The 26,588-nt window shown below is 49.6% G+C and carries 23 protein-coding genes; 8 read left to right on the top strand and 15 right to left on the bottom strand.

What is annotated here, in order from left to right:
* Positions 1-37: 37 nt before the first annotated feature.
* Positions 38-1,237, bottom strand: a complete 1,200-nt coding sequence (locus NYE37_RS07615) for an iron-containing alcohol dehydrogenase (protein WP_049720154.1) — start codon at positions 1,235-1,237, stop codon at positions 38-40.
* A gap of 21 nt (positions 1,238-1,258) precedes the next feature.
* Positions 1,259-2,728, bottom strand: coding sequence for a betaine-aldehyde dehydrogenase (betB, locus tag NYE37_RS07610; RefSeq protein ID WP_049720155.1), 1,470 nt, complete (start codon positions 2,726-2,728; stop codon positions 1,259-1,261).
* Positions 2,729-2,931: 203 nt separating this feature from the next.
* On the opposite strand from betB, the gene cudC reads away from it, so the two are divergent.
* Together cudC and NYE37_RS07600 are read left to right on the top strand one after the other, a co-directional pair.
* A complete protein-coding gene (gene cudC, locus NYE37_RS07605; protein ID WP_037996046.1) occupies positions 2,932-3,471 on the top strand; it encodes a choline uptake/conversion transcriptional regulator CudC in 540 nt (179 codons plus the stop codon).
* Between the two features lie 145 nt (positions 3,472-3,616).
* The gene (locus NYE37_RS07600) at positions 3,617-4,501 is read left to right on the top strand and encodes an alpha/beta fold hydrolase (protein ID WP_340711896.1); all 885 of its coding nucleotides are present in this window, start codon (positions 3,617-3,619) and stop codon (positions 4,499-4,501) included.
* Between the two features lie 48 nt (positions 4,502-4,549).
* On the opposite strand, the gene NYE37_RS07595 is transcribed toward NYE37_RS07600, so the two are convergent.
* Positions 4,550-5,176: a fumarylacetoacetate hydrolase family protein gene (locus tag NYE37_RS07595; RefSeq protein ID WP_049720157.1), complete on the bottom strand. Its 627-nt coding sequence runs from the start codon at positions 5,174-5,176 to the stop codon at positions 4,550-4,552.
* Positions 5,177-5,342: 166 nt separating this feature from the next.
* On the opposite strand from NYE37_RS07595, the gene NYE37_RS07590 reads away from it, so the two are divergent.
* Genes NYE37_RS07590 through NYE37_RS07580 form a run of 3 tightly spaced genes read left to right on the top strand, consistent with a single transcriptional unit; the run spans position 5,343 to position 8,142 of the window.
* Positions 5,343-6,431, top strand: coding sequence for a class II aldolase/adducin family protein (locus NYE37_RS07590; protein ID WP_037996050.1), 1,089 nt, complete (start codon positions 5,343-5,345; stop codon positions 6,429-6,431).
* A 14-nt stretch (positions 6,432-6,445) separates the two neighbouring features.
* On the top strand, positions 6,446-7,252 hold the full coding sequence (locus NYE37_RS07585; RefSeq protein ID WP_049720158.1) for an SDR family NAD(P)-dependent oxidoreductase: 807 nt from the start codon (positions 6,446-6,448) through the stop codon (positions 7,250-7,252).
* A 14-nt stretch (positions 7,253-7,266) separates the two neighbouring features.
* Complete coding sequence (locus tag NYE37_RS07580; protein ID WP_037996051.1) at positions 7,267-8,142, top strand: diacylglycerol/lipid kinase family protein; 876 nt, start codon at positions 7,267-7,269, stop codon at positions 8,140-8,142.
* Positions 8,143-8,199: 57 nt separating this feature from the next.
* On the opposite strand, the gene NYE37_RS07575 is transcribed toward NYE37_RS07580, so the two are convergent.
* From NYE37_RS07575 to NYE37_RS07560, 4 genes are all read right to left on the bottom strand, one after another.
* Positions 8,200-8,994, bottom strand: a complete 795-nt coding sequence (locus NYE37_RS07575) for an enoyl-CoA hydratase/isomerase family protein (RefSeq protein ID WP_037996052.1) — start codon at positions 8,992-8,994, stop codon at positions 8,200-8,202.
* A 130-nt stretch (positions 8,995-9,124) separates the two neighbouring features.
* Entirely contained in the window at positions 9,125-11,539 is a 2,415-nt protein-coding gene (locus tag NYE37_RS07570) for a heavy metal translocating P-type ATPase (RefSeq protein ID WP_340711895.1), read from the bottom strand.
* A 27-nt stretch (positions 11,540-11,566) separates the two neighbouring features.
* On the bottom strand, positions 11,567-11,767 hold the full coding sequence (locus NYE37_RS07565; protein WP_062843051.1) for a copper ion binding protein: 201 nt from the start codon (positions 11,765-11,767) through the stop codon (positions 11,567-11,569).
* Positions 11,768-11,987: 220 nt separating this feature from the next.
* Positions 11,988-13,166, bottom strand: a complete 1,179-nt coding sequence (locus NYE37_RS07560; protein ID WP_037996055.1) for a glycosyl hydrolase family 18 protein — start codon at positions 13,164-13,166, stop codon at positions 11,988-11,990.
* A gap of 330 nt (positions 13,167-13,496) precedes the next feature.
* Between NYE37_RS07560 and NYE37_RS07555 the strand changes: the two genes are divergently transcribed.
* From NYE37_RS07555 to murF, 3 genes are all read left to right on the top strand, one after another.
* On the top strand, positions 13,497-13,826 hold the full coding sequence (locus NYE37_RS07555; RefSeq protein ID WP_037996056.1) for a hypothetical protein: 330 nt from the start codon (positions 13,497-13,499) through the stop codon (positions 13,824-13,826).
* 323 nt (positions 13,827-14,149) lie between these two features.
* Positions 14,150-15,670 carry an MDR family MFS transporter gene (locus NYE37_RS07550; RefSeq protein WP_340711894.1) on the top strand — a complete coding sequence of 507 codons (1,521 nt, stop codon included), beginning with the start codon at positions 14,150-14,152 and terminating at the stop codon, positions 15,668-15,670.
* A gap of 174 nt (positions 15,671-15,844) precedes the next feature.
* Positions 15,845-17,230 (top strand): UDP-N-acetylmuramoyl-tripeptide--D-alanyl-D-alanine ligase, encoded by a 1,386-nt coding sequence (gene murF, locus NYE37_RS07545; protein ID WP_049720161.1) that lies wholly within the window; start codon positions 15,845-15,847, stop codon positions 17,228-17,230.
* 21 nt (positions 17,231-17,251) lie between these two features.
* Here murF and brnQ read toward each other — a convergent pair whose 3' ends face one another.
* The 8 genes from brnQ to asnS all read right to left on the bottom strand — a co-directional run bounded on the left by brnQ (position 17,252) and on the right by asnS (position 26,491).
* On the bottom strand, positions 17,252-18,559 hold the full coding sequence (brnQ, locus tag NYE37_RS07540) for a branched-chain amino acid transport system II carrier protein (protein WP_037996060.1): 1,308 nt from the start codon (positions 18,557-18,559) through the stop codon (positions 17,252-17,254).
* Between the two features lie 254 nt (positions 18,560-18,813).
* Positions 18,814-19,977 carry an iron-containing alcohol dehydrogenase gene (locus tag NYE37_RS07535; RefSeq protein ID WP_037996061.1) on the bottom strand — a complete coding sequence of 388 codons (1,164 nt, stop codon included), beginning with the start codon at positions 19,975-19,977 and terminating at the stop codon, positions 18,814-18,816.
* A 74-nt stretch (positions 19,978-20,051) separates the two neighbouring features.
* A complete protein-coding gene (locus tag NYE37_RS07530; protein WP_062843053.1) occupies positions 20,052-20,921 on the bottom strand; it encodes a DUF421 domain-containing protein in 870 nt (289 codons plus the stop codon).
* A 123-nt stretch (positions 20,922-21,044) separates the two neighbouring features.
* Complete coding sequence (locus NYE37_RS07525) at positions 21,045-22,406, bottom strand: PTS transporter subunit EIIC (protein WP_049720164.1); 1,362 nt, start codon at positions 22,404-22,406, stop codon at positions 21,045-21,047.
* A 19-nt stretch (positions 22,407-22,425) separates the two neighbouring features.
* The gene (locus NYE37_RS07520; protein WP_049720165.1) at positions 22,426-23,277 is read right to left on the bottom strand and encodes a MurR/RpiR family transcriptional regulator; all 852 of its coding nucleotides are present in this window, start codon (positions 23,275-23,277) and stop codon (positions 22,426-22,428) included.
* A gap of 15 nt (positions 23,278-23,292) precedes the next feature.
* Positions 23,293-24,207 (bottom strand): N-acetylmuramic acid 6-phosphate etherase, encoded by a 915-nt coding sequence (murQ, locus tag NYE37_RS07515; protein ID WP_037996066.1) that lies wholly within the window; start codon positions 24,205-24,207, stop codon positions 23,293-23,295.
* A gap of 140 nt (positions 24,208-24,347) precedes the next feature.
* Complete coding sequence (locus NYE37_RS07510) at positions 24,348-25,073, bottom strand: DnaD domain-containing protein (RefSeq protein ID WP_037996068.1); 726 nt, start codon at positions 25,071-25,073, stop codon at positions 24,348-24,350.
* Positions 25,074-25,183: 110 nt separating this feature from the next.
* Positions 25,184-26,491, bottom strand: a complete 1,308-nt coding sequence (gene asnS / locus NYE37_RS07505) for an asparagine--tRNA ligase (RefSeq protein WP_037996111.1) — start codon at positions 26,489-26,491, stop codon at positions 25,184-25,186.
* Positions 26,492-26,588 lie beyond the last annotated feature (97 nt).

Here is a 26,588-nt window from a genome sequence, read left to right as displayed (position 1 = left end):
ACACCCCTGGTAACGAATCACCAGGGGTGTATTTGATTTATAAAACGGATTTTTCCAACCCGAACGCGCGACGGTAAATCCAGCGGTAAGCATCCAGATCCAAATCACGCGGGTTGCCGAAGGTTTGCGGGTCTTCCAGTGCCGCTTCGGCATAGCGGTCGATTTGTCCGGGATCTGCCCCTTGTTCTTGAAGAGACGGAATGTTTAAATCACGGACAAGACGATTCACTTCTTTCACCGCGGCCTTTGCCGCCTCCCCGGTGCTCATGCCCCGGATATCAACCCCCATCGCTTGGGCGATCCGGGCAAATTTCTGCGGAGCTCCCATCCAGTTATATTCCATCACGGCCGGAAGGATGGCCGAAACACATTGTCCATGCATGACCGGCACCATGCCTCCCAATGTTTGGGCCATCGCGTGGGCCGCTCCCGCTGAATCACTTCCATACGAAAGGCCCGCCAACATCGCCGCTTGGGCCATGTGATAACGCGCCTCGATGTCGTGACCGTTGGCATATGCCCGGCGAATGTATTTGGCCACATACTCAATGGCCATCAATGCCACTGCGTCCGTCAACGGTTGCGATTGATTCATGGTGTAACACTCGATGGCATGGGATAAGGCATCAATCCCGGTGGCCGCCGTAATCGTTTTGGGCATCGTCAGGTGCAGTTCCGGATCAATCACCGCAAGATGGGCAGGGATCAAAGGTCCTCCCACATTAAATTTAATTTGCCGTTCGGGGTCTTTGATCACGGCCCATTGCGTGACCTCACTTCCGGTGCCGGCCGTGGTCGGGATGGTCACCAGCGGCGGGATCCGTTTTTCCAGTGGCTTGCCCCGTTCCGAAGCTTCAAACCGGATCACCGGTTCTCCGTGAACGGCTTCCACTCCGATCGCTTTGGCGGTATCCATGGAACTTCCGCCGCCCACCGCAACCAATCCGTCACATTTTTGCTCCTGAAACGTTTTCGCTCCCAATGCGATTAAACAGGTGTCCGGTTCACCCGCGATTTCATGAAACACATGAACATCAATGCCGGCTTGTTTGAACCGTTCGGCAACTGGTTGGATCAGTCCATTCCGGTAAAGACCTTGGTCGGTGACGATCATCGCTTTCCGGATGCCCAACGCCTTCGCTTCCTCTCCCACGTGCTTTAAGACGCCGATGCCCGAAATCACTTTGGTGGGCATGACAAACTCTTTCTTCTCCAACATTTGTTCCGTTCGCAGCATGGTGCTTCCCTCCTGTCTTTTTTATCCGAACCAACGCATGGGGGCAGGTTGCAAATTTTTGTAAATATGCTTTTGTTCCGTATATTCTTCCAATCCCGTTTTCCCCAGTTCCCTTCCGATTCCCGACTGTTTATATCCACCCCAGGGCGCTTGCGGGAAGTACGGATGAAAATCATTGATCCAAACCGTTCCCATCCTTAATGCCCGGCTCACTCTTTCCGCCCGGTTCATATCGCCGGTCCACACCGCCCCGGCCAACCCGTAACGGGTGTCATTGGCCAAAGCCACCGCCTCTTCTTCCGTACGGAAAGTTTCCACCGTCAAAACCGGGCCGAAGACTTCATCCTGTACAATGCGCATGGAACTTGTGCAATGGTCAAACACCGTCGGTTCCACAAAAAAGCCGCCGGCCAGTTCCTTTGATGCAGGCCGTTTTCCGCCTGTTAACAAAACGGCTCCTTCCTTTTGCCCGATCCCGATATATTTCTCCACTTTGGCCCGGTGTTCGGCTGAAATGAGCGGTCCCATTTGTGTTTTTGGATCCAACCCGTTGCCCAACCGGATTTGCTTGGCTCTTTTCACCAGTTCCCCGACAAAGGCATCATGCCACGTTTCTTCGATCAGCAGCCGGGCCCCGGCCGAGCACACCTGTCCGGCATGGAAAAAGACCGCGTTCAGCGCATAATCCACCGCCGCCTCAAAGTCGCTGTCGGCAAAAACGATGTTCGGGTTTTTTCCTCCCAATTCCAAAGTGATTTTCTTCATATTGCTTGCGGCAGCTTGCATGATGGCTCTGCCGGTTTCGATTCCGCCGGTAAACGAAATCAGGTCCACGTCCGGCGATTCGGACAGTTCGGCCCCCACGGTTTCCCCCGGTCCGGTCACGATGTTTACCACACCTTCAGGAATGCCCGCCTTTTCGATCAATTCCGCCAACTTCAACGTGGTCAGCGGAGTCAGTTCACTCGGTTTCAACACCATCGTGCAACCGGCAGCCAAAGCCGGAGCCAGCTTCCAAGCCGCCTGCAGCAACGGATAATTCCAAGGGGTGATCATTCCGCAAACGCCGACCGGTTCACGAACCACTTTGCTTTCGGCATGCTTGGCCGGAGGAAACAGCATTTCTCCCCCGTCCTTATCCGCCAGCCCCGCGTAATACCGGAACACGTTGGCGATATCGTCCATATCTGCCTCACTTTCCGTCAGTGTCTTTCCGGTATTCAACGTTTCCAACCGGGCCAGTTCCGGTTTGTTCCTTTGTATCTCCTCCGCCAGCCGGAACAACTTCTCTCCCCGTTCAGCAGCCGGCGTATCCGGCCAGCTTCCTTTATCAAACGCCTGACGGGCGGCTTGGATGGCTCTTTTCGCATCTTCGCGCCCGCCTTCCGGCACTTCTCCGATCACTTCCTGGTTAAACGGATTGAAAATGGACCGCACTCCCCCCGTGACGGCTTCGGTCCACTTTCCGCCGATGAACATGCGCTTGAACATTTCCCCTCCCCCTTTAACCATCAATTTCCTTTTGTACATTTTTTTCTGTACAAACTGTATATAAATTACGTTAACATGAATTTTTTTCTTCCGCAACCATCCCTTTTGTTTGACAAAATCATTCCTTATGTTTAAGATGTGGGCACCTGCTTCGGATAATTGGATTAAACAAAAGGACACGCAAGCGATTGGAGGAATGTGCGATGGATCAATTGGAAGAGGCAAGAAGCGATTACATCGAATCATTGGCTGAAACGATGCGGATGTACGGACTCAGTCCCTCCATGGGCCGGCTGTTCGGCATCATGTTTTTCCATCAGGAACCGATGACACTGGATGAAATGCGCCAGCGCACCGGCATGAGCAAAACAAGCATGAGTACGGGGGTACGGGAATTATCCCGTTTAAAACTGGTGCAAAAAAAATGGATCAAAGGCGTCCGGAAAGATTTGTACCAGGCCGAACAAGACCAGTTCCGGTCTTTTATCGAGTTTTTCGTCCACCTGTGGGAAACAGAAATTGAGCTGAATGAGAAAGCGCTTCGTGCCAGTGAAGAAAAGCTGACAAAACTGCTTCATGATTCCGGGGTCAAAGATGAAGAGAAAAAACAAGCGGAACAAGACCTTGAAAAACTGTCCAATGCCAAACGGTATTATGCCTGGCTCCGCCAGTTGGCAAACACCTTTAAAAGCGGAGAAATCTTCGACTTTGTCCCCGTTCCCGGTGAATCGCCCCGAAAATGAAATGGTTCCAATCTTCCAAGGAACCATGCCGCAAAAAATGATTGAATAATCTGATTTTTTATCTCTCTCCCCTTCCCTGATTTGTTTCAGTGAGATAAAATTTAATATAGATAAGTATTAACAATCCACAGAAGGGGGAGAGACGATGTCTGCCTTCCGATTTATTTTCAGAATATTCATTATTTCATCGTTAGCGTTGGCTCCTTGTCTCTTTGGGATCTCATCCGCCCATGCCCAAACGGATGAAGACATCCTGCGCGAAGCCGCTTTGTCACCTCCCGGCGCCAATCTTCCCGATTGCAAGCCGAGCGAGGAACATCCTTATCCGGTCATCTTGGTGCCGGGCACTTTTGAAAGCATGGCATTTAACTGGAGCAAACTGTCACCCCTTTTGGCGAAGAAAGGTTATTGCGTGTATGCTTTAAACTACGGCATCACCCATCTCGGCTTCAGTACCGGACCGATTGAAAAATCTGCGATAGAATTGAAAGCGTTTGTCGATCAGGTGTTGAAGCAAACCGGCGCGGAGAAAGTTTCCATTGTCGGGCACAGCCAGGGAGGCATGATGCCGCGCTACTACATCAAATACCTTGGCGGTGCGGAAAAAGTCGAAGACCTGATTGGACTGGCTCCATCCAACCACGGGACCATCGGGGTTCTCGGCATTGAACCCATTATGATTCTTCCGGGACTTTTGGGGTGCACGGCATGCGATCAACAAAAAGCCGGCTCTGACTTCCTGAATGATTTAAACGCCGGCGATGAAACCCCGGGAGATGTTTCGTACACCGTGATCAGCACCAAATACGATGAAATTGTCGTTCCCTACACCTCCGCCTTTTTGGATGGCCCCGAAGAACAGGTGTCCAATATTACGATTCAGGATCAAGTGCCGGCTGATCTGGCGGCTCACCTCGGCATCGCCTTTGATTCCCATGCGTATGAATTCGTTTATGATGCCTTGGAGCATGACGGCCCCGCCAACTTTGCACGGGCTGAACAAAAGTGGCTGCAAAAAAACGGAAACTGACTTGTTTTCACGTTGAAAAAACCGCCTTGGAGCAAGGCGGTTTCCTTTTTATTTCAACCGGATTTGGCATTCTCCCCATGGTTCGTTTTCCCAATCCAGCCTGAAATGATCGTTATTCTCCACCTTCCCCACACCAGCCGGCGTACCGGTAAAAATAATGTCTCCTTCGCCCAGCCCAAAGTGTGCCGCGCAGTAATCCACCAATTGTTGCGGGGAAAAAACCATGTCATCAATGGTTCCCTTTTGCACTCTTTCTTGATTTTTAAACAACGAAAACGATTTCGATGCGCATGCTGCAAGCCCCGGGAACGGTTTCAAATCCGTCAACACCGCTGCATTAGGAAACCCTTTCGCTGGAAGCCAGGGATGCCCTTTTTTCTTTAACCCACTCTGTACATCCCGCAAGGTAAAATCGATGCCGAGCCCCATGTGGCTCACCACTTCATCCACGGGTGTCCCTGACGCAACCGGGCGGGAAATCCTTAAAACCCACTCCGCTTCATAATGCACTTCCCCTTTGGTTCCCGGAAGCGAAAGAACCCTTCCGTCCGCTTTGGCCAGTGAATGGGTCGGCTTTAAAAAAACCAACGGGGCCTCCGGCACTTCATTGCCCAACTCTTTCGCGTGCAACCGGTAGTTTCTGCCGATGCAATAAATATTTCGGATGGTATGCATAAACAATCCTCCCCAGTAAGGAATCCTCGAAATTTAACATACCATTTTTTCCGGTCCTGCGGTTCAACTTTCTGAATCAATCCCCGGAAAGACCCGGCGCCAAGATGTATATTTTTCCAAATCCTTCGGGAAACTAGGTCTTGTATCAAAGGAGGGTTTTAGCACAATGATTCACTTCGCATTGTTTGGAGATTATGAAAGAACACCGGATTTAAAACGCTTTGCCGAAGGCATCCAACAAGAGATGGAAAAACACGGTTTTCAACGGGTGCCGACCGATTTTCCGCAACTTCAACTGGTGTTGAATTTCGTGGATCCAAACCGTCCGAAACCTTTTCGCCGCAAAGGAAACGGAACGTTTGTCGTGTCCATCACCGAGGTTGATGAGCCCGTGTCCAATATCCTGAAAACCGGTTATCCGATCTTGATCCGTTCACTGGGAAACCTGATGATTTTCATTGATCGTTCCCGTCCCGTGTCGTCCACGCATTTCATCACCCTGGAACAGGGATGTTATGCCGTCTCCCGTCCCGAAGAGGATGACCAATATTTCCAAGAAGTTTTCGAACGCTTGCGTCCTTTGGCCACTTCCCGTCTGGTCATCAACAATATTTTTCACCCCGATCTTCCCGAAGACCTGTGGGAAGGGGATGAAACCAGCGAAAGCATCTCCCGTGCGGGCAAAAAACTGGATGAAATGAATCTGCTTCCCGCGCCGTTTCCGATCCAGGAATTATTGCCTCCCAGAGAATTCCGCCATATCAAGCGTTTATACGGCATCGGCGGGCTCAGTTACGGCAACTTGAGTGCCCGGCGGGACAAAAATGAATTCTGGATGAGCGCCAGCGGCGTCAACAAAGGAAACCTGAGCCGGATCGGAAAGGATATTTTGCTGGTGAAAGGGTATGATGAAGACCAGTCGGCCATGGAATTGAGCGTTCCTTCCAATATCAAGCCCAACCGCGTTTCGGTCGATGCCATCGAGCATTGGATGATTTATAACGAGCACCCTGAAGTCGGAGCCATTGTGCATATTCACGCCTGGATGGAAGGAGTCCCTTCCACGGAAATCAATTATCCATGCGGAACCGTACAGCTGGCCGAAGCGGTTGCCGGCTTGATCCGGGAAGCAGAAGATCCTTCCCGGGCCGTGATCGGGTTGAAAAACCACGGCTTGACCATTACCGGAAGAGACATTGACGATATTTTTGAACGGATTGAAGGCAAAATCATTCCGCAGGTTCCGATGAGTTAAAAGGAGGAAATGGAATGAAAAACCCCGTTGTTCTGGTGACCGGCGCAACCAGCGGAATCGGAGAAGCCATTGCCCGAAAGTTGCCGGACCAGGGATATGTCCCGATTCTGCTCGGAAGGAGATCCTCCCGTCTAAAAGAAATCCATCGCGAACTCAACCGGGGATCTTATTATTCCTGTGACATCACTAAAGAAGCGGAAGTCAAACAGGTCGTGGAGGAAATCATCCAAACTTACGGCCGCATTGACGTGTTGATCAATAACGCCGGCTATGGGTGTTTTGGCGGATTTTTGGATGTTTCGCCGGATGACTACCGGGGGATGATGGAAACCAATTATTTGGGCGCCGTCCGCATGGTTCGTCACGTCTTGCCGCACATGCTGCGCGCCGGCCACGGACGAATCATCAACATCGCTTCTCTGGCCGGATTGACCGGCATTCCAAACCTCGCCGGATATTGTGCAAGCAAATTTGCCTTGATCGGCTTTTCCGAAGCTCTGAAATTGGAGTACGCACCGGTGATTCAGGTGGGGGTTCTTTGCCCTGGACCGGTCATGACGCCTTTTTTCAGGGGAGAAGATCCCCGCCGCCATTTTCCTCCCCTGATCGCCGGCCAAATGTTGGAGGCTGAGGAAGTCGCCCGTTGTGCCTTAAAAATAATGAAGCGCCCCAAAACCGTGGTGATTCCCGGAAAGTTAAAATGGGCGCTTCAATTGCGCAAATGGTTTCCCTCCCTTTATTTTTGGGCCACCCGGCGGATTTACCGGCAACTGGACCAAAACCCGCACAAAAGACCATCTCATTCCATATCTGAATTTTAAGGGGGAGTGCCACCATGTATTTTTTCGTGGTCAACCAACTGGCCGGCAATGGACGGGGGAAAACAGTATGGTCTTATATCCATCGCAGATTAAATGAACTGGGGGTGGAGTACCAGGCAGTCTTCACACAAGAAGCGGGAGATGCCACCCGGATTGTCAATGACATCAAACAACATCACCCGGTCAAAGCCGTTGTCGCCGTCGGTGGGGACGGCACCGTAAATGAAGTGGGAAGCGGGCTCATCGGGACCCATATCCCCATGGGTTATATCCCGGCAGGAACCGGAAATGATTTTGCCTTGGGGCATCAGATCCCCCTGGATCCGGAATTTGCATTAAAACGAATTTTGCGGCACCAAACCTACCAAGTGGACACCGCCAAAATGAACAACCGTTGCCTGATCAGCTTCGGCGGCGCGGGATTTGATGCCAAAGTGGCCAATGCGGTTCGCCTGAAAAGATGGGAAAAGCAGTGGTTCGGGCGCTTGACTTACGGCCTGGAGGCTTTGAAAGTCTTCCGTTCGTACACCCCGCAGCCCGTCACCCTGACCGTGGATGGTGTGCGCTATGATTACGAACATGTCTGGCTGATTGCGGTATCAAACATCCCGAACTTTGCCGGCGGAATCAAAATATGCCCCCAAGCGGAAAAAAATGATGGCCTGCTGGATCTCTGTTGCATTCAAAACCTCAGCTCCTTTGAGTTTCTCCGCCTGTTCCCGACGGCTTATTCCGGCAAACACACCCGGCACAAATCCGTGATTTTTCACCGCGGCAAAGAATTCACCATCACGCCGCAAGGCTCTTGTCTGGCCCATGTGGATGGCGAAATTCTGGATGAAACCCCCATCACGGTCAAAGTGGTGCCAAAGTCTTTAACCGTTCTTTAGATGGTAAACACAAAAAGCCGATTTATCAACAAAACCGGCTTTTGTTTGAAAAAGATGCTATTCTCCGCGATAATTCGGTTTTCTTTTTTCGGCGAAAGCTTGTATGCCTTCCAGGAAGTCTTTGGTTTTCCCGGCTTGTTCCTGAACCACAGCTTCATATTCCAGCGCTTCTTCGATCGTCGTTTCCATCCCGCGGTAAATCGCTTTTTTCGTTAATCCGATGGCCACCGTGGGGCCTTGCGCCAACTGCTTGGCCAGTGCCATCGCCTCATCCAGCAATTTGTCTTCCTCCGCCAATTGGTTGGCCAACCCGATCCGGACGGCTTCTTCCGCTTCCACATCCCGTCCGGTCATCGCGATCTCCAATGCCCTTCCCAGCCCGACCAACCGGGGCAAAAAGTAGCTGGAACCGCTGTCGGGTGCCAATCCAATCCTGACAAATGCTTCGACAAAACAGGTACGGGGAGTGATCACACGCAGGTCGCAAGCCAGCGCCAAACTGCAACCGGCCCCGGCCGCCACGCCATTTACCGCGGCAATAACGGGTTTTTTCAGATCCATGATGGCTTGAATCAAAGGATTATAACGGGAACGCACACTCTCGCCCAGTGAAATTTCATCCCCCTTGGTGACAATGGCCGACTGGTCATTCAAATCTTGTCCCGAGCAAAACGCTTTTCCTTCCCCGGTCAAAACCACGGCCCGTACTTTCGGATCTTCGTTTACCTTTTGCAAAGTTGCTGTCAATTCTTCGGCCAATTGTCGGTTGATGGCATTATACACTTGGGGACGGTTCAGCCGGATCAGGCCGACGCCGTCTTGTATGGTCAGGACAACGGTTTTTTCTTCCATTTAAACCCCTCCAAACAGCTGCATTATTATTTTTTGTTAATAGAATCTATTTCAATCATAATATAAAAAATGAAAATTCACCAAATTAATTCATAAAAAAACAGCCCATCTTTCCGATGGACTGGACAACTTATGACAAAGATTTGACCCGTTGCAACCGGAGGGCATTCAACACCACGGAGACCGAACTGAAAGCCATCGCCGCCCCTGCAAGCCAGGGAGCCAGAAATCCGGCCGCGGCGACGGGAATTCCCAAGCTGTTGTACGCCAAAGCCCAGAACAGATTTTGTTTGATATTGGCCATGGTTTTCCGGCTCATCCAAAGCGCATCGGCCACCTGCTCAAGATTCCCGCGCATCAAGGTGACATCTGCGGTTTCCATCGCGACATCGGTTCCGTTTCCCATTGCAATGCCCAGATCGGCCGCCGCGAGAGCCGGCGCATCATTGATTCCGTCCCCGACCATCACCACTTTTTCCCCTTGTCTCTGCCACTGATAAACCACTTCGGCCTTTCCTTCCGGCAACACTTCGGCCGAAACATCCTCAATGCCGACCTGTTTGGCGATGGCACGGGCCGTCCGTTCATTATCTCCCGTGATCATCCCCACTTTTAGCCCCATTTGTTTCAACTTTTGGATCGCTGTGCGGGAAGTTTCTTTCACCGTGTCGGCAACGGCCAAAATCCCGGCGCATTTTTGGTCTATTGCGATGATCACGGCTGTTTTCCCTTGTTTTTCGAGCCGGACCAATTCCTCCTCAATTGAATCCGTTTGAATTCCGTTTTGTGCCATCAACCGGCGGGTTCCCAGCAAAACTTCCTGTCCGTCCAGCACGGCTTTGACCCCGTGGCCGGGTAATGCTTCAAAGGAGTCGGGATCTTGCAATGTCACTCCTTCTTTCGCAATCCCGTTCACAATGGCCTGCGCCAACGGGTGCTCGGAATTTTTTTCCGCCGAACCGGCCCGGCGCAAAACGTTTTCCCTGTCTTCCGGATGAAAGATGATGATATCGGTCAATTCGGGTTTCCCGTGGGTGATCGTTCCGGTTTTATCAAACAAAACCATCGTGATTTGCTGCGCCTTTTCCAAATGTTCGCCGCCTTTAAACAAAATGCCCCATTCCGCAGCCCGGCCGGAACCGGCCATAATCGAAACGGGCGTGGCCAGCCCCAAGGCACAAGGACAGGCTATCACCAACACGGCCATCGCTTTCTCCAAGGCGCCCTGAAATTGCCCCGGCTCCAGACCGAAAAACCAAAGCATAAACGTAAGCACGCTGATTCCCAAAACAACGGGAACAAAAACCCCCGAAATCCGGTCTGCAATCCGTTGGATCGGCGCCTTGGAGCCTTGCGCTTCCTGAACCACCCGGATAATTTGTGCCAGCGCCGTCTCTTCCCCGACTTTGGTTGCCCGGAAAAGAAGCCGGCCTTGCCCGTTGATGGTGGCGCCGATCACCGGGTCACCCGCCTGTTTTTCCACCGGGATGCTTTCACCGGTCAACATGGATTCATCGACGGATGACCGGCCCTTGACCACCTCTCCGTCCACCGGGATCTGCTCGCCCGGCTTCACAAGAATCAAATCCCCCGGCCGGACTTCTTCCACCGGGACAGATACCTCCTTGCCGTCTTTTAGGACCAATGCTTTTTTGGCTTTCAACTGCATCAATTTGGAAATGGCATCCGAGGCTTTTCCTTTTGCCCGGGATTCCAGCAATTTGCCAAGCAAAATGAGTGTGATTAAAACGGCACTGGTTTCAAAGTACAATCCCTGCTCATGAACGCGGGAAGCCGGTTGGGTCAACATCACATACAAACTGTAAAAATAGGCCGCCGAGGTGCCGAGTGCCACCAGCACATCCATATTGGCGCTGCGATTGCGCAGTGCCTTCCATGCCCCCCGGTAAAACGGAGCCCCGATCACAAGTTGCACCGGTGTGGCCAAAGCCCATTGAACCCAAGGTTTCATGAGAACAGACGGAACCGGGATCCAATGAAAAAAAGAGAAATGGGCGGCCATGGTCCACAGAAACGGAAGGGAAAATGCCAAAGCCGCAAAAAACCGGACTCTTTTTTTCTCCCATTCTTCCTCTTTCCGTTTCCCTGACTCCGCACTTTTCGGCTTTGCCCCGTACCCCAGCCGCTCCACCCGTTGCACCACGTCGGATACGGCCAAGGTCCCCGGGTAATAAGCGACCCGCGCCGATTCAGTTGCCAGGTTGACGGAAGCATTGGCAACTTCCGGGATCCGGTTCAACACTTTTTCAATCCGGCTGGCACAAGCCGCACAGGTCATCCCGGTAATCTCCATATCCACTTCTTCTTTGGGAACGCGGTAGCCGAGATCTTGGATGATCTTCTCCATCTCCGGCAACCGGACTTGCTTCGGGTCATAAACGATATGGGCTTCGTCCATGCCCAAGTGTACATGGACCGATTCAACACCATTTAACTTTGAAAGACGTTTTTCGATCCGGTTGGCACAAGCCGCACAAGACATCCCTTCCACCGGCAACCGAATCGAGCTGAGTTCACTGGACAACGAAAACGCCTCCTGCTGTGATGCAATTTATGAAAGGACATCATATCCCTGATCTTCAATGGTTTGTTTGATTTTGTCCAAATCGGCCGTCTGTTCATCAAAATCCACATCGACCATTCCTTTGGACAAATCAACTTTGGCTGCAACCCCGATTTGTTTTAATGCTTCCTCGATCGATTTGACGCAATGCTCACAGGACATTCCGGCAACGCGAATTTGTTCCTTCATTTTATCTTTTCCTCCTGCTGTAACGAAGTTTTTTTACATCTTCTTACATCTTTATTATAGGATACCCCCCCACCGTATGCAACCGGTAGCTCCATTTTCCTTCCATTTTGTCAGATCTGATTCTTGTCAAGGAACCATCCCTTTGACAAATTTTCAAACTCCCGGGAAGCAACAAGCAGCCCGGATTTCCCATCCAGGCTGCTTTCACGGAGCGTTCACATCAGTATTTGTTGATCTTGAAATTTTGGCGCAGAAGCTTCCAGTTCTCCGGGAAATCTTCACCCAACACCCAATAGCTGACACCCCGGAGACCGTATTCTTTAATCAGATTATACTTCGCCTGCATGCTTTGTTCATTTTCATACCAAATCACATGCTTTTTCCCTTGTTCATCCCGGTAGTAAAAGTAAGGAGCTTCATCCCGGTTGTTATACTCCACCTTCAACCCTCGTTTTTTGGCAAATGTTTCGGCTTCATGCGGAGCAATCCGTTTCGCCGGGGGGCCTCCTTTTTTATAGGGGAGCGTCCAGTCATAACCGTAGAGCGGTGCTCCCATCACAATTTTTTCCGGGGGAATTTTTTGGACAGCATAATCCACCACTTTCCGAACCTGGGGAAGTGGAGCCACAGCCATCGGAGGTCCTCCGGTCCATCCCCACTCATACGTCATTAAGATCACAAAGTCGGCAATCTTCCCGTGAAACGCATAATCATGCGCCCCATGCCAAGCTCCGGCCTGTTCGTCACTGCTTTTGGGAGCCAAGGCAGTCGATACCACATATCCGTGTTTTTTCATCCGGGGTATAAAGGTTTCCAAAAAACCGTGGTACAGCTCACGATCTTTTTCGTAAATGTGTTCAAAATCGATGTTGATCGCCTTGTACCCTTTTTCCTTCATCACCTGTTCGACTTGATTCATCAACCGGTTGAGGGATTGCCGGTTTGTAAAAATTTGATGAGCCAAATCGGGTTGGAAATTTCCGTCAGCAAAATTGGTCAGCACCAGCATCGGAACGGCCTTGTTTTGAATGGCCCGAAGCGGTTTTTCATCCTTCAGGGGGATTAAACTCCCATCCGGTCGAACCTGGTAGCTGAAAAAGGCTACGTAGGTTAAATCGCGGACCGCTTCCAATGCATCCTCCACCGCCTGATCCGGGGAAGTGGCTTCCAAAAAGCCAATACTTTCGATGCGTTTGGTTTTTCCTTTCAGATTCAGCTCATTTTCTCCTCTTTCATCCGGCAAGACCCTTCCCCGGCTTGAAATGGGCTCATTCCCGGGCTGACCGTTTTGGTCCACCACTTGCCGGGGAGTGGCATCATGCTCCGGACTTCCTTGGTTTTTGGCACATCCCGTCAACGCAATCAGTGCAGAAAACATCACAATAAAAATTTTTTTCATTTGAATCACCCTGTCTATAATATCCCTCCGTTTTCTTTTCTCATGCATTCTTTCGCCTTCATAAAAACATTCTCCGACATGATGTCATTGTCATCATGAATGAACATCCGATGCCACCGGCGCCGGCCGATGAAGAGATTTTTTTGAAAGCGGACCCTGCCAAAAATATTAAAGAAAAAACATCTCAAAAATAAATTTAAAAACACCAAATATCTCGCCGGGTAAAGAACCCGGTTTTTTTAAAAAATTTGGTTAAAATCGGTTGTATAATAGTGACGAAAGCGATAGAATTTTGAATGAAGATTTCTGATTCAAGAAGGGAGATGGACCGTGAATTCACAATGGAAAGCAAAAATCCAATCCATTGCGGATAAAGAAGAAAAGATTTTGCAAAAATTATTAAATTATGCTCCTCAACCCCATCTGACTGAAGTGATGGACAACTGCTCTCTTTGTTACAAAAAAACACACCGTTTACATATACGCATCGTTGAAGATCCCGAGGGGCTTTTTGAAGACGGGGTCAAAGTCTGCAAAAAATGCGCGGAAAAGTGCGGGTTATCGGAATTGCTCAACGAAAAATCCGCATCCTACCACGGTCTGACTGAAGCGATTTTGCGAATCCGCGGAGAAATCAGCTTAAAAAATTTATCAGATTAGCAGGATTTTAAATATACATCGCAAATAAAGTAATAGAAAAAGATCAAGTGAGGTGAAAATATGCGGTCCCACAAACTTTGTTGCGGCGAGCCCCCGGCTGTGTAAATACATAATTTAGAATTGTCATAATTATTATAAAAAGGTTACCATCTGTTAAAAATAGTTGGTAACCTTTTTATTTTTAATAAAACCAATCTGTCCGACGCAAAACCTTTGTTTTTGACAGAAATTTTCATCATTATTTCGTATGTTAAATATTACTTATATTAAATAACCGGTTGGGATTATAATGTTGTTGTGATCCACAACAAAGGAGGAACATCATGGACCCAAAAAAAAGCAACTTTCAACTTGTCGTCGCATCTTTATTGCTGGCGATCTTCATGTCGGCCATGGACAATACCATTGTTGCGACAGCCATGGGGACGATCGTCGGGGAATTGGGGGGATTGGACCAATTCGTTTGGGTCACCTCCGCCTACATGGTCACATATATGGCCGGAATGCCCATCTTCGGAAAACTGTCGGACATGTACGGGCGAAAACGTTTCTTTACCTTCGGTCTTACCATCTTCTTGATCGGTTCGGCACTTTGCGGAACCGCACAAAGCATTGTCCAGTTAAGCATTTACCGGGCCATCCAGGGAATCGGCGGCGGAGCCTTGATGCCCATTGCCTTTACCATTGTTTTTGACATCTTTCCACCGGAACAAAGAGGGAAAATGACCGGATTGCTCGGGGCGGTTTTTGGTTCATCCAGTGTCGCCGGTCCCCTGCTCGGTGCTTATATTACCGATTACATCAGCTGGCATTGGATTTTTTATGTCAATTTACCCATCGGGATCATTTCCCTTGTTCTGATTCTCACGGCTTACAAAGAGTCGAATAAGCATGAAAAACAAGCAATCGACTGGTGGGGAGCCGTCACCCTGGTGACTGCCGTCGTCAGCCTCATGTTTGCCCTCGAACTGGGAGGCAAAGAGTATGCTTGGAATTCACTTCCCATCATCAGTTTATTTGTCATCTTTGCGGTCTTTTTTCTTGCGTTCTTGTACGTTGAAACCAAAGCAAAAGAACCGATTATTTCCTTCTGGATGTTTAAGCGCCGGTTATTTGCCGCCAGCCAAATCACCGTTTTCTTATATGGCGCCACTTTTGTCGTGTTGACCGTATATATCCCGATCTTTGTGCAAGCGGTGTACGGCGGGTCCGCCACCAATGCGGGACTGATCCTGACTCCGATGATGCTCGGGTCGGTCGTCGGAAGCGCGATCGGCGGCATCTTCCAAACCAAGACCAGTTATCGTAATCTGATGATCCTCTCGATCATTGCTTATGCCGCCGGAATGACCTTGCTCAGTACCATGACGCCCGAAACGGCACGTTGGCTGGTCACCATCTACATGGTCATCGCCGGATTTGGGGTCGGATTTTCTTTTTCGTTGTTGCCCATTGCATCAGTGCACAACATGGATGCCAAACACCGCGGTTCGGCAAATTCAACCAATTCATTCTTCCGCTCTCTTGGCATGACCATCGGGATCACCTTATTCGGCTCCCTGCAAAACCGCTTTTTTACCGATCAATTGGATTTTGGCGGGATGCAGGGAGGACACGGGCCATCCTTTGACCTCAACGACCCGCAAGGGCTCTTTGAGCCTGGTGCCCGCGCCGCGATTCCCGATTTCATTCTGGATAAAATCGTGGACGCCATGTCTTCATCGATCACCCATATCTTTGCCCTGGCTTTGATCCCCATCGTGCTGGCAGCCATAGCCATTCTGTTCATGGGCGACACCCGGGTGAAGATGAGCAAAAAGCCTGTCGTCTCCACCAATGAATAACTTATCTTCAAAAAGCAGTGCCATGAAAAGGCGCTGCTTTTTTTGTCCTCAAAATATGCGGCAAAAATGACCGGTTTCTTTTTATGGGCTTTCATCCAAGCCGGTTTATTGCCTCCTGAATAGGATAATCACACATGGATCCATGAGATCGTCTCGCCATGGGAGGATATATACATGAAAGCAATCCAATTAAACAAACTGGCCCAAATCATGGGCGGAAGATTGACTGCAGGTTCCCCGTCAAAAATCGTCCAGTCCCTCAATTTTGGAAATCCAAAACAATTGAAACCGCACCAAGTGTACTTTTACACCCGCAAAATCCGGTGGCACGAAAAGCAACTGCCGGCCATTCAACGGATCCGCCCGCTCGCCGTCGTGCTCCCCGCTCACCTTTTTGCCCGGGGAATCCCGCCGGGCACTTCGATCATCCGGGTGAAAGATGCTTATCAGGCTTTTTTTAAAGCCGGTCTTTGGAACTGGAAACAATGCCCGGCCAGAGTGATCGGCATCACGGGAAGTGCGGGCAAAACGACCACGACCGAAATGGTGGCTTCCATTTTGAAATATCGTGCACCGATGGTGAAAACCCACCGCAACCTGAACACTTTTTCTTTTTTGCCAACATATCTGACCCGGTTAACCGGCAAAGAAAAATTGCTCCTCTTGGAAATGGGAATGAAATCGCTCAATAACATCCGCAAACAATGCCAAATCGTCCGGCCCGAGATCGGTGCCGTCACCAATGTCGGAGAAGCGCATGCGGGCAGCTTGGGCGGACTTCATCTCATCGTAAAAGCCAAACAGGAAATGGTGGATGGTGTCCGCAAAAACGGAACCTTGATCTTAAATGCGGACGACCCGCGGTCAAGAAAACTGAAAACCAACCGATTCCAGGGAAAAATCCTTACCTTCGGCATCCGCAATCCGGCCCACATCCGGGGGAAAAACATCCGTTACACCCGAAACGGGATGGTCTTTGACGCCGTGCTTCAGGGACGCCAGTTCCCCGTCCGGATCCCTGTCTTCGGCACACACAATGTTTATAACGCCCTGACCGCCATCGGGGTTGCCTGGGCTTATGGAGCCACGATTCCGGAAATTCAAAAAGGGCTCGCCACCTTTAAAGCGCCGAAAATGCGCTTGGAATTCATTCGCACAAAATCCGGGCGCATCCTGATCAATGATGCTTGGAACGCCAATCCCACAGCACTGAAAGCCGGATTGGACGTCCTGAAAAATGTCAGCGGATCCCGCCCCAAGATTGCCGTATTAGGCGACATGCTGGAGCTCGGGGAATATTCGCATCAAGCTCACATGCAATCAGGGAAATATGCGGCGCGCTTGGGGTTGACGCAACTCATCACCTTGGGCAAACGCGGGGCAATCATTGCCCAATCTGCCATCGCCAATGGAATGAGCCGCAAAAGGGTACTGATTTGTAAAGATTTCCGGCAAGCATTGCACCACTTGGCAAAAACCCCGAAAAATGCAGTCATCTATTTTAAAGCCTCCCGTTCCCTCCATTTCGAAAAGCTCGTCAAGCAATTAAAAAGGCTGTAACGGCAAAAAGCCGCCCTTTCCTTACGTAAGGGCAGCTTTTTTTTCGGATGCTTTTCCAATGACATATCCCAGCAAGCTTCCGATCACAGCCGGCACCAGCCAGCCGATTCCCTGGTCATAAAGCGGAAAAACCACAAGCCATGAAAAATCGAATCCGAATGTACCGGTAAGCGTATCCAAAACACTGATAATTAAGGCGCCTGCAATTCCTCCGGCATACACCGCACGATAACCATGAAAGAATGAGTGCAGGAAAGACAATAAGATCAAGACGATCACCGCCGGATAAATCATGCTGAGAACCGGCACGGAAATCGCAATCAACTGGGTTAATCCGACATTGGCAACAAAGGCACTGAATACGGTTACAACCAACAACCATTTTTTATAGGAAAGTTTTGGGAAAACCCGGTTTAAAAATTGCGCACAGGATGTCGAAAGCCCGGCCGAAGTCGTCAAACAAGCGAGCAAAACAACGACCCCCAGGAGGACGGAACCGTATGGGCCAAAAAGTTCAAAAGCAATCGCCGTTAAAATTTCACCACCGTTATCCATCATCCCCAACTGCTGGCTGGTGGCTCCCATATAAGCCAGTGAAAAATACACAAAAGCCAGACAAGTAACCGCTATCAAACCGGCTTTCAATGTCGTGGCGGCCACCTTCTTCCGGTCAGTGATTCCGTCATCGCGAATGGCTGCCACCACCATTCCCCCAAACACCAATGCACTCAGCGCATCCAAGGTTAAGTAGCCGTCAAGAAACCCCTGGAAAAAAGGAAATTGCGCATAAACATCCGTCGGGGTTCCCAAATCTCCAACCGGGTGAAACAAGCTTTGGAGAAAGAGCACGACAATCAATGTCAACAAGACCGGGGTCAGGATCTTTCCGACACGATCAATGACTTTGGAAGGGTTCAAACTGATCAACAATGTAATCAGAAAATAAATAATTGTAAAAACAGGCAAAGCCCATACCGCTTCCCGGATGGCATCCGGCAGGAAAGACAAGCCCATTTCAAAAGAAACCGTTCCGGTCCGGGGAATTCCAAAGAAAGGACCAATGGACAAATATACAACCAAACTTAAAATCAGGCCAAAAACCGGATGGACGCGGCTTCCGATCGCTTGCAGACCGCCGTCAGACAAACCGACTGCGATCACGGCCAACAATGGAAGGCCGATTCCTGTGACCGCAAAACCAAGCATCGCCGTGAAGAACTGGTCTCCAGCCCCTTGTCCCAACAACGGCGGAAAAATTAAATTTCCGGCGCCAAAAAATAATGAAAACAACATCAAACCGATTGTGAGTAATTTGGTGTTCTTAAGCATTGAAGATGTCTCCTTTTTGTTCTGTTGCAACCATTGCCGTATTTTGAAATGCACAGGCAAACTTTTTTTCTTCTGTGCATTTTCAGTATATTTATTATTTATAGATTATAATTTAACAGTACAATGCATTATAAAAACTTTTATTCCCAGCTGTCAACAAACCATTTTTTAGCAAAACTTAAAATCACACTCCCTGTGCTAAAGCGCTTACAAAACATGCTTTGACAAAGGCCGGTTTTGTCCGGCCTTTGCCCTTATAATGACATTTTATAAATCTCATAAACATCTTCTTTGGTTAATTTTTTCATCCGCCCCAACGAACCGTGAGCCACCGCTTTTTCTGCCATCAGTTCCAGTTTGGAATCATCGATTCCGTAATCAGCCAGACGGCTGGGGGCTCCGATGGAACTCCAGAATTCCCGCAGCCGGTCAATTCCTTCTTCAGCGATTTCACGGTCCGATTTTCCTTCGGGATCCACACCGAACACACGAATCGCCAATTGCTTCATTTTGGCTTCGGTCACATCCAGATTATACCGGATCCAGTTGGGGAATAAAATTGCCAAACCTCCGCCATGCGGGATATCATAAACGGCGGAAACAGCATGCTCGATTCCATGCGTTCCCCAATCGCCTCGCATCCCCTGGTTTACGACTCCGTTTAATGCCATCATTCCACAAAACATGATCGTCTCTCTGGCTTCATAATTTTCCAGGTCCTCAAGCAGCTTGGGTGCCGTCTCGATAACCGTTGACAGCAATCCTTCCACCATTCGTTCGTTGTAAGGAACGTTGGGGGCAGGACTGAAATAATGTTCCAGCGCATGGGACATCATGTCCACAATTCCGTAAACGGTTTGATCTTTGGGAACCGTAAAGGTATGAACCGGATCGAGAACCGAAAACTTCGGAAAGACCAACGGATGTCCCCAGCCGAGCTTTTCCTGGGTTTCCCAATTGGTGATCACCGAACCGCTGTTCATTTCCGAACCGGTCGCCGACAAGGTCAAAACCGTTCCAAACGGCAGGGCATCTTTGGGAACGGCTTTTTTGGTGATGATGTCCCACACATCCCCGTCAAATTTGGCTCCAGCAGAAATGGCTTTGGTGGCGTCAATCACACTGCCGCCACCGGCCGCCAATAAAAAGTCCACCTTTTCTTTCTTGCACAATTCCACGCCTTTATGTACCGTGGACAGGCGCGGATTGGGTTCTACCCCGGACAATTCCAGGACTTCTGCCCCGATCTCTTGCAAATATTTCATGATCTGATCATAGATCCCGTTTCTTTTAATGCTTCCGCCCCCGTAAACCAACAATACTTTTTTGCCGTAACGGGGGATTTGTTCTTTGATCGCTGACAAAGTGCCTTTGCCAAAGAACACTTGGGTTGGGTTATAAAATGTAAATTGTTCCAATGGTTTGCACCTCTTTTTTTATAAATGGGCCTGTAAAAATAATAATAGAAATCCAACAGAAAATGCAATGATTCTCATGATGGCGATAAGAAACGGGACTGGATGTCTTTGGTGATCTCCTTGAGATTGCGGGCGGTGTTCAGGTACATTTGTTTCTCATCCGGATCCCCGGCCAATTGTCCCGACTTTTTTAACTCGGCTTCACATTTTTCCAATGCCTGTATGAGGTTTGCCCGCCAGTGGGGCCGGGGACGGGAAGAAGACCGGTCTTGATAAAGGTCGGTCCACAATTTTCCGGACGAATCCACCTGGGCCAAAAACACATCTTCCAATTTCAACCCTTGTTTTTCCAGTTCTTTCAATAACCATTTTTCGTTTTTCCCGATGCTCGACAACACTTCTTTTTCAATCCGGCCGTCGATAACGACCATTTCGGGTTTCCGTTCATGATCCACAGGAAGATGAAGCATGTTGGCCGTAAGCGGTTGATGCTCTTTTTTCAGCATCACATTGACCGATCCGTCCGGCTCAATGATGGCAAACTCCACTTCCGACAAGTTGAAAATATTTTTCGCCCGCAATTTGCTCATCAATTCAATCGCCGTCATCCGCTCTTTCTTTAAATTTTCCTCCAACACCTTTCCCTGTTTGATCAACACCGTTTCCGTCCCGACAATCCACTTTCTTATTTTTTGGCTTTTGATCCCCAAATATTCGATGCCGAGTGCCATGATCAACCACACCAACAGGGAAAGCGCCCCCAAATACCATGAGTTCGGTTCCGATTCCAACGGAATATATGCCGCGATGCTTCCCAAGGTGATACCCGTGATGTATTCAAACAGGGAAAGTTGGGAAACTTGTCTTTTTCCGATCAATCTCGTAAGCACCAAAAGGACCACAACCGTAAAAAAAGTTTTGACCACAACCAAATACCAGCTCATTTGAAATCTTCCTCCGCAAATTCTTGATTGTCCTGTTTAGTATCCGAAAGGAAGATGCAATCTATACAGCAACCGATGGCAAGAAAAAATACAGCCCGCTTCGGAGCTGTATTTTTGACGGGATCATTCAAATCCGCCGGCCATTTCATCGCGGAAACCAAACCAATAGGTGAACAAAAACCCTGCCGCATAAGATAATACCAATCCGGTTATATACAAAAGGATTTGGCCGGGCAGCACCAAAAAGGTGAGCGGCAGGCCGGAAACCCCGATGGCAATGGTGGCCACTTTAAACACGGCTTGAAAAGCTCCGCCCACGCCTGCTCCCAGACATGCTGTCAAAAAGGGCCTTCCCAAAGGCAAGGTCACCCCGAAAATAAGCGGTTCCCCGATGCCGAGCAAGCCGGCCGGAAGAGCCCCGCCAATTGCCCTTTTCAACCTTTTCTTCTTTGTTTTCACATAGATGGCAAAGGCCGCCCCGACTTGCCCCGCGCCTCCCATGGCCAGAATGGGGAGCAACGGGTCGTTGCCGATGGATTGGATCAGTTCCAGATGAACCGGTGTCAAGCCTTGGTGTAAACCGGTAACCACCAACGGGAGGAAGGTGGCTCCCAACACAAATCCGGCAATCACTCCGCCGGTATCCAAGATGGCCAGCAAGCCTTTGGTAATTCCGTCGGAAATCATACCGCCAATCGGCATAAAGACCACATAGGTGATGATTCCGGTAATCAGCAAGGCCAGTGTCGGTGTAACAATGATATCCAGCGCTTGCGGGACGAGGCGGCGGATCCGTTGTTCCAAAAAAGCGATAAAAATGGCCGCAAACATGACACCGATCAGACCGCCGCGCCCCGGCACCAATTCTTCTCCGAACAAACTGATGTTTGCAATTTCGGGGTTGATCACCAAAATGCCGGCTAACGCGCCCAAAGCCGGGGAACCTCCGAACTCTTTGGCGGCATTTAACCCGACCAAAATCCCCAGGAATGAAAACAGGCCGGATCCCATCACGGTCAAGACGGTTGCGATCATGGAAGTTTCCGCAATCCAACCGGCCTGCACCACACTTTTCGTAACCCCCGTAATGAGCCCTGAAGCCACCAGAGCCGGAATCAAGGGGATGAAAATGTTGGCGATTCTTCTTAAAAACAGCTTAAACGGCGTTTTGTTTTTCTCCTTGATTTCTTCCCTTTTTTGCTTCGCTTGTTCGTTTAAATCCCATTCGCCCGTGTTTTTCATTAATATTTTGAATTCCTCGTATACCTTGGCCACTTTGCCGGGCCCCAATATAATTTGCAGCGTTTCTTCCTCCACCACACCGATGACGCCTTCGATTTCCTTCAATGCCTCTTTATTGACAAGGCTTTCATTTTTGGGTTTGACGCGAAGCCGCGTCATGCAGTGGGTGTAAGAAGCGATATTGGAGGCTCCCCCCAAATGCTGCAAAATCTCTTGCGCAAGCACGCTGTTGTCTTTTCCCATCCCAATTCTCCTTCCTGGGTTAAATTTCCTTCAGCCGCCGGGTGGCTTTCCGGGTTTTATCCAACAAACGAACCGTTTGATCATACTCTTTTCCGGCCATCGCCAAAAACAAAATATCAATCACATGAAGTTGCGCAATCCGGGAGGAAGTCGCCCCGCTGCGAAAAACGGCTTCACCGGAAGGAGCGATATGCAAGCGGATTTCTGAAAGATCGGCCACAGTGGACGAACCATATTTGGTCAAGCTGATGGTTTTGACTCCATACTCTTTGGCCAAGCGCAAAATCCTCACAACTTCCGGGGTCTCCCCCGAATATGAAATGGCAAACACCACATCCTCGGGCCGGGCATTGGCAATTTGGGTGGCAACCAGATGCAAGTCGGAGAAAGCAGTCACCCCTTTGTTGATTCGAAGCCACTTTTGCCTGGCATCCAAAGCGATGATGTGGGAAGCCCCCACTCCGAAAAAGTGGACTTGGTTTGCCTTTAATAAAGCATCCACCGCTCTTTCCAACTCTTTCAAGTCAAGAACCTCGGCCGTGTCGCGCAAACTTTGCACACTGTTACTGGTCATCTTTTGCAAAATCAACCCGGCCGGCTCTTCGGGCCTGATATCCCGGTAGCCGCTCTCTTCGGGCTTGGCCAGATCGCCGGCGATTCGCATTTTTAAATCTTGAAATCCGTTTAATTGCAGGGACTTGCATAAACGGACCACCGTCGCTCCGCTTGTGCCCGTCCGTTTCCCCAATCCGGCCGCTGTCTCGTGAACCGCTTCCTGTGGATGAGCCAAAATATATTCGGCGATTTTCCGCTCGGCAACCGTCAATTGATCCAACATCAAACGCAAACGATGAAGTCCTCCTGCAGACACCCTCCTCCCCTCCTGTTAACGGGACCGAATCCCGAGCGCAATCGCTTTGCGGACATGCCCTCTGGACTTTTCAAGCAATCTTTTGGCTTCTTCGTAGCCGGTTTCAGACAAATCCATCACAATGGCCGTTTTCACTTCATTTTGGGCACGCCGGAGCAAGTCTTCCGCTTCCCGGTCAGACAAGCCGGTAATGGTGCGGATGATGTTGACGGCCCGTTTCTGCAATTTGTAATTGCTGATTTTGACATCCACCATCAGATTTTCGTACACTTTTCCCATGCGTATCATCGCAGTGGTGGAAATCATGTTTAAAATCATTTTGTGGGCCGTTCCTGCTTTCATCCGGGTCGAACCCGTCAACACCTCGGGACCCACAATGACTTCAATGGCATGACCAGCTACCTGGCTGATACGTGCACCGGAATTGCTGGAAAGGGCCACCGTGTGGGCTCCGATGCTTCGCGCATACCGGAGCGCTCCAATCACATACGGGGTTCTTCCGCTGGCGGCGATGCCGATGACTGTGTCCTTTTCCGTCAAGCCAATCGCCTTTAAATCTTCTTCCCCCAGTTTTTCGTTATCTTCCGCCCCTTCAACGGCTTTCACAAAGGCTTTTTCGCCCCCCGCCATCAAACCGACAACCTGTTCCGGAGACGTGCTGAAGGTGGGCGGGCACTCAACGGCATCGAGAACCCCCAACCGTCCGCTGGTTCCGGCTCCCATGTAAATCAGACGCCCTCCGCGGGAAAAAGAATTGCAAACATACTCCACCGCCACCTGAATGTCCGGAATCACCTCCTTGACGGCTTGAGCAACTTTTTGATCTTCAGCATTGATCAGTCTTAAAATCTCTATCGTATCCATTTTGTCAATCTGTTTGCTTCGTTCATTTCGGGACTCGGTCGTCAGACGACTCAGCTCTTCTTCCATGTTATACCCTCCAAATCAAGACTTCCTTGAATGCGCTTTCATTATATCTGATGTGAAATATTATTTCAATATAAATTAATTACATATAAAATTCCATTTCGCCATCCGGGCAAAAAAAGAACGGAAGAAGGTTTCTTCCGCTACTCTTGATTCACCCAGTTGTAAAAAGAAAAACCATTTTCGCTCAGAACCGGTTTTTCCTTCACATTGGTCTGGTATAAGCTTCCTTTTTGCCTGAATTTGCGAGAATACTCGGCCGCCTCATCCGCCGTGCGCACATTGTTTTTATGCCATTCCAGCAAAATCCGGTCAATATAACGAAAATTCACTTTCCCGCAAAAAACGGCTTCCCGGAGAGCGGCTTCGATGATCTCCTTTGAATAGCCGTCCTCATCAATCCATTGGGACAACATCTGGCATTCCATCGGAGACAGGGCCCGTCCGAATTCCAGTTCAAACACGCGGAATATTTGCTGATATGTTTCACCGTCCGATTCCGGTTTCTTCTGTTTATGATCCAGATACGATGAGACCAATTGTTGAAAAAGCGGGGTCAACTCGTAACTTTCACTCCGGATCCCGTGTTCGTGACCTTCTTCAATCCTTATAAATCCGCCATGTAACAGGCGCTGAATCAAGTCCACGATTTGATGTTGGCTGAGGCTCATGCGCTCTTCCAATTCTGCCACGGTCGGGAACGTCTTGTTTTCTTTTTCTTGAAAAATATAAAGATGAATCAGCAACATGGCTTCGGTTTCCGTCAATCCGAGCCGTTTATACTCCGTAAACAAAAGAACGGGCAAAGACACGAATCCTTGTTTCAGGAGATGAACCATTGCCGCTTGCACCGTTTCCTTCCGGTCCATGCTCTTTCACACCTCTCTTATCCTCCACTATACCATGATCCACTTTGGTGAAACAGACTTGAAAAATGGATAAAAGCACCGGTCAGAAAAAACCGATGCTTTATCCTTTTCTATGGATATAACCGATTGAGCATCCGCGGGAACGGGATGGTTTCCCGGACATGATCCAATCCGCAAATCCAGGCCACCGTTCTTTCCAATCCCAAGCCGAATCCGGAATGGGGGACGCTACCGTATTTTCTCAAATCCATATACCACTGATAAGCTTCTTTCGGCAAATTATGTTCTTCGTAGCGTTGGCGCATCAGTTCCGGATCATCAATCCGCTGGCTTCCGCCAATGATTTCCCCATAGCCTTCGGGAGCAATCAAATCCGCACACAAAACCACTTCCGGCCGGTTCGGATCGGGCTTCATATAGAAAGCCTTGATCTCTGTCGGATAATGTGTGATAAAGACCGGTTTCTCAAAGCTTTCGGCGATTTTGGTTTCATGGGGCGCCCCGAAGTCTTCCCCCCATTCAAAATCGGAAAATCCTTCTTTGTGAAGAAGTTCCACGGCTTCATCATAAGTGATGCGCGGGAACGGAGCCGTTACTTTTTCCAGGCGGCTGATATCCCGGCCCAATGTTTTTAATTCCGCTTCGCAGTTGTCCAACACATGCCGGACAACATGGGCAACCATATTCTCTTGGATTTTCAGGCTTTCTTCATGTTCCACAAAGGCCATTTCCGGCTCGATCATCCAAAATTCAATCAGATGGCGTCTGGTTTTGGATTTTTCCGCACGGAACGTCGGGCCGAATGAATAAACTTTTCGCAACGTCATCGCGGCGGCTTCCATGTACAACTGGCCGCTTTGCGTCAAGTAGGCGTCTTCATCGAAATACTTGGTGTGAAACAGGTTGGTGGTTCCTTCGCAGGAAGACGGCGTCAAAACCGGTGGATCCACCAATGTAAAGCCTTCATCATTCAAGTATTGTTGCAAGGCTTTGATGATTTCGGCCCGAATGGTCAAAATGGCACGTTGCCGGGGGGAACGGATCCATAAATGGCGATGGTCCAACAAAAAATCCACCCCGTGTTCCTTTTTCGCAATCGGATATTCTTCCGCCACCTGAATCACTTCGAGGTTGGTCACATCCAACTCAAAACCGCCGGGTGCCCGTTCATCTTCCCGTACGGTTCCCCATATGTACAATGAGCTTTCTTGTGTCAATTGTTTGGCAGCGTCCCACACTTCCGGAGCCACTTGACTTTTGACCAGAACCCCCTGAATGAATCCGGTTCCGTCCCGAAGCTGCAAAAATTGGATTTTTCCGCTCGAACGTTTATTGTAAAGCCATCCGCCCAATTTGACTTCTTTTCCCACATGGCCGGCTATTTCTTTAATTGTCGTCAACACCTGTGTACCCTCCATCCGATAAGAATCACATTGAATTTTATTATACATCCGCTTATTTTAAGGAGTCAATGTGAGAGCAAGCACCCCTTCTTTCCACACAACGTGCCCTTCG

The organism is Thermoactinomyces sp. FSL K6-2592 (genome assembly GCF_038006465.1).
Classification (GTDB): domain Bacteria; phylum Bacillota; class Bacilli; order Thermoactinomycetales; family Thermoactinomycetaceae; genus Thermoactinomyces; species Thermoactinomyces vulgaris.
Note: the sequence above shows the minus strand (reverse complement) of the source record. Positions and strands in the feature narration are given on the sequence as shown.

Bases quoted from the DNA above. Each gene is read 5' to 3' on its own strand.
- NYE37_RS07615 (WP_049720154.1), bottom strand. From the start codon at position 1,237: ATGCTGCGAACGGAACAAATGTTGGAGAAGAAAGAGTTTGTCATGCCC.
- betB (WP_049720155.1), bottom strand. From the start codon at position 2,728: ATGTTCAAGCGCATGTTCATCGGCGGAAAGTGGACCGAAGCCGTCACG.
- cudC (WP_037996046.1), top strand. From the start codon at position 2,932: ATGGATCAATTGGAAGAGGCAAGAAGCGATTACATCGAATCATTGGCT.
- NYE37_RS07600 (WP_340711896.1), top strand. From the start codon at position 3,617: ATGTCTGCCTTCCGATTTATTTTCAGAATATTCATTATTTCATCGTTA.
- NYE37_RS07595 (WP_049720157.1), bottom strand. From the start codon at position 5,176: ATGCATACCATCCGAAATATTTATTGCATCGGCAGAAACTACCGGTTG.
- NYE37_RS07590 (WP_037996050.1), top strand. From the start codon at position 5,343: ATGATTCACTTCGCATTGTTTGGAGATTATGAAAGAACACCGGATTTA.
- NYE37_RS07585 (WP_049720158.1), top strand. From the start codon at position 6,446: ATGAAAAACCCCGTTGTTCTGGTGACCGGCGCAACCAGCGGAATCGGA.
- NYE37_RS07580 (WP_037996051.1), top strand. From the start codon at position 7,267: ATGTATTTTTTCGTGGTCAACCAACTGGCCGGCAATGGACGGGGGAAA.
- NYE37_RS07575 (WP_037996052.1), bottom strand. From the start codon at position 8,994: ATGGAAGAAAAAACCGTTGTCCTGACCATACAAGACGGCGTCGGCCTG.
- NYE37_RS07565 (WP_062843051.1), bottom strand. From the start codon at position 11,767: ATGAAGGAACAAATTCGCGTTGCCGGAATGTCCTGTGAGCATTGCGTC.
- NYE37_RS07560 (WP_037996055.1), bottom strand. From the start codon at position 13,166: ATGAAAAAAATTTTTATTGTGATGTTTTCTGCACTGATTGCGTTGACG.
- NYE37_RS07550 (WP_340711894.1), top strand. From the start codon at position 14,150: ATGGACCCAAAAAAAAGCAACTTTCAACTTGTCGTCGCATCTTTATTG.
- murF (WP_049720161.1), top strand. From the start codon at position 15,845: ATGAAAGCAATCCAATTAAACAAACTGGCCCAAATCATGGGCGGAAGA.
- brnQ (WP_037996060.1), bottom strand. From the start codon at position 18,559: ATGCTTAAGAACACCAAATTACTCACAATCGGTTTGATGTTGTTTTCA.
- NYE37_RS07530 (WP_062843053.1), bottom strand. From the start codon at position 20,921: ATGAGCTGGTATTTGGTTGTGGTCAAAACTTTTTTTACGGTTGTGGTC.
- NYE37_RS07525 (WP_049720164.1), bottom strand. From the start codon at position 22,406: ATGGGAAAAGACAACAGCGTGCTTGCGCAAGAGATTTTGCAGCATTTG.
- murQ (WP_037996066.1), bottom strand. From the start codon at position 24,207: ATGGAAGAAGAGCTGAGTCGTCTGACGACCGAGTCCCGAAATGAACGA.
- NYE37_RS07510 (WP_037996068.1), bottom strand. From the start codon at position 25,073: ATGGACCGGAAGGAAACGGTGCAAGCGGCAATGGTTCATCTCCTGAAA.
- asnS (WP_037996111.1), bottom strand. From the start codon at position 26,491: ATGGAGGGTACACAGGTGTTGACGACAATTAAAGAAATAGCCGGCCAT.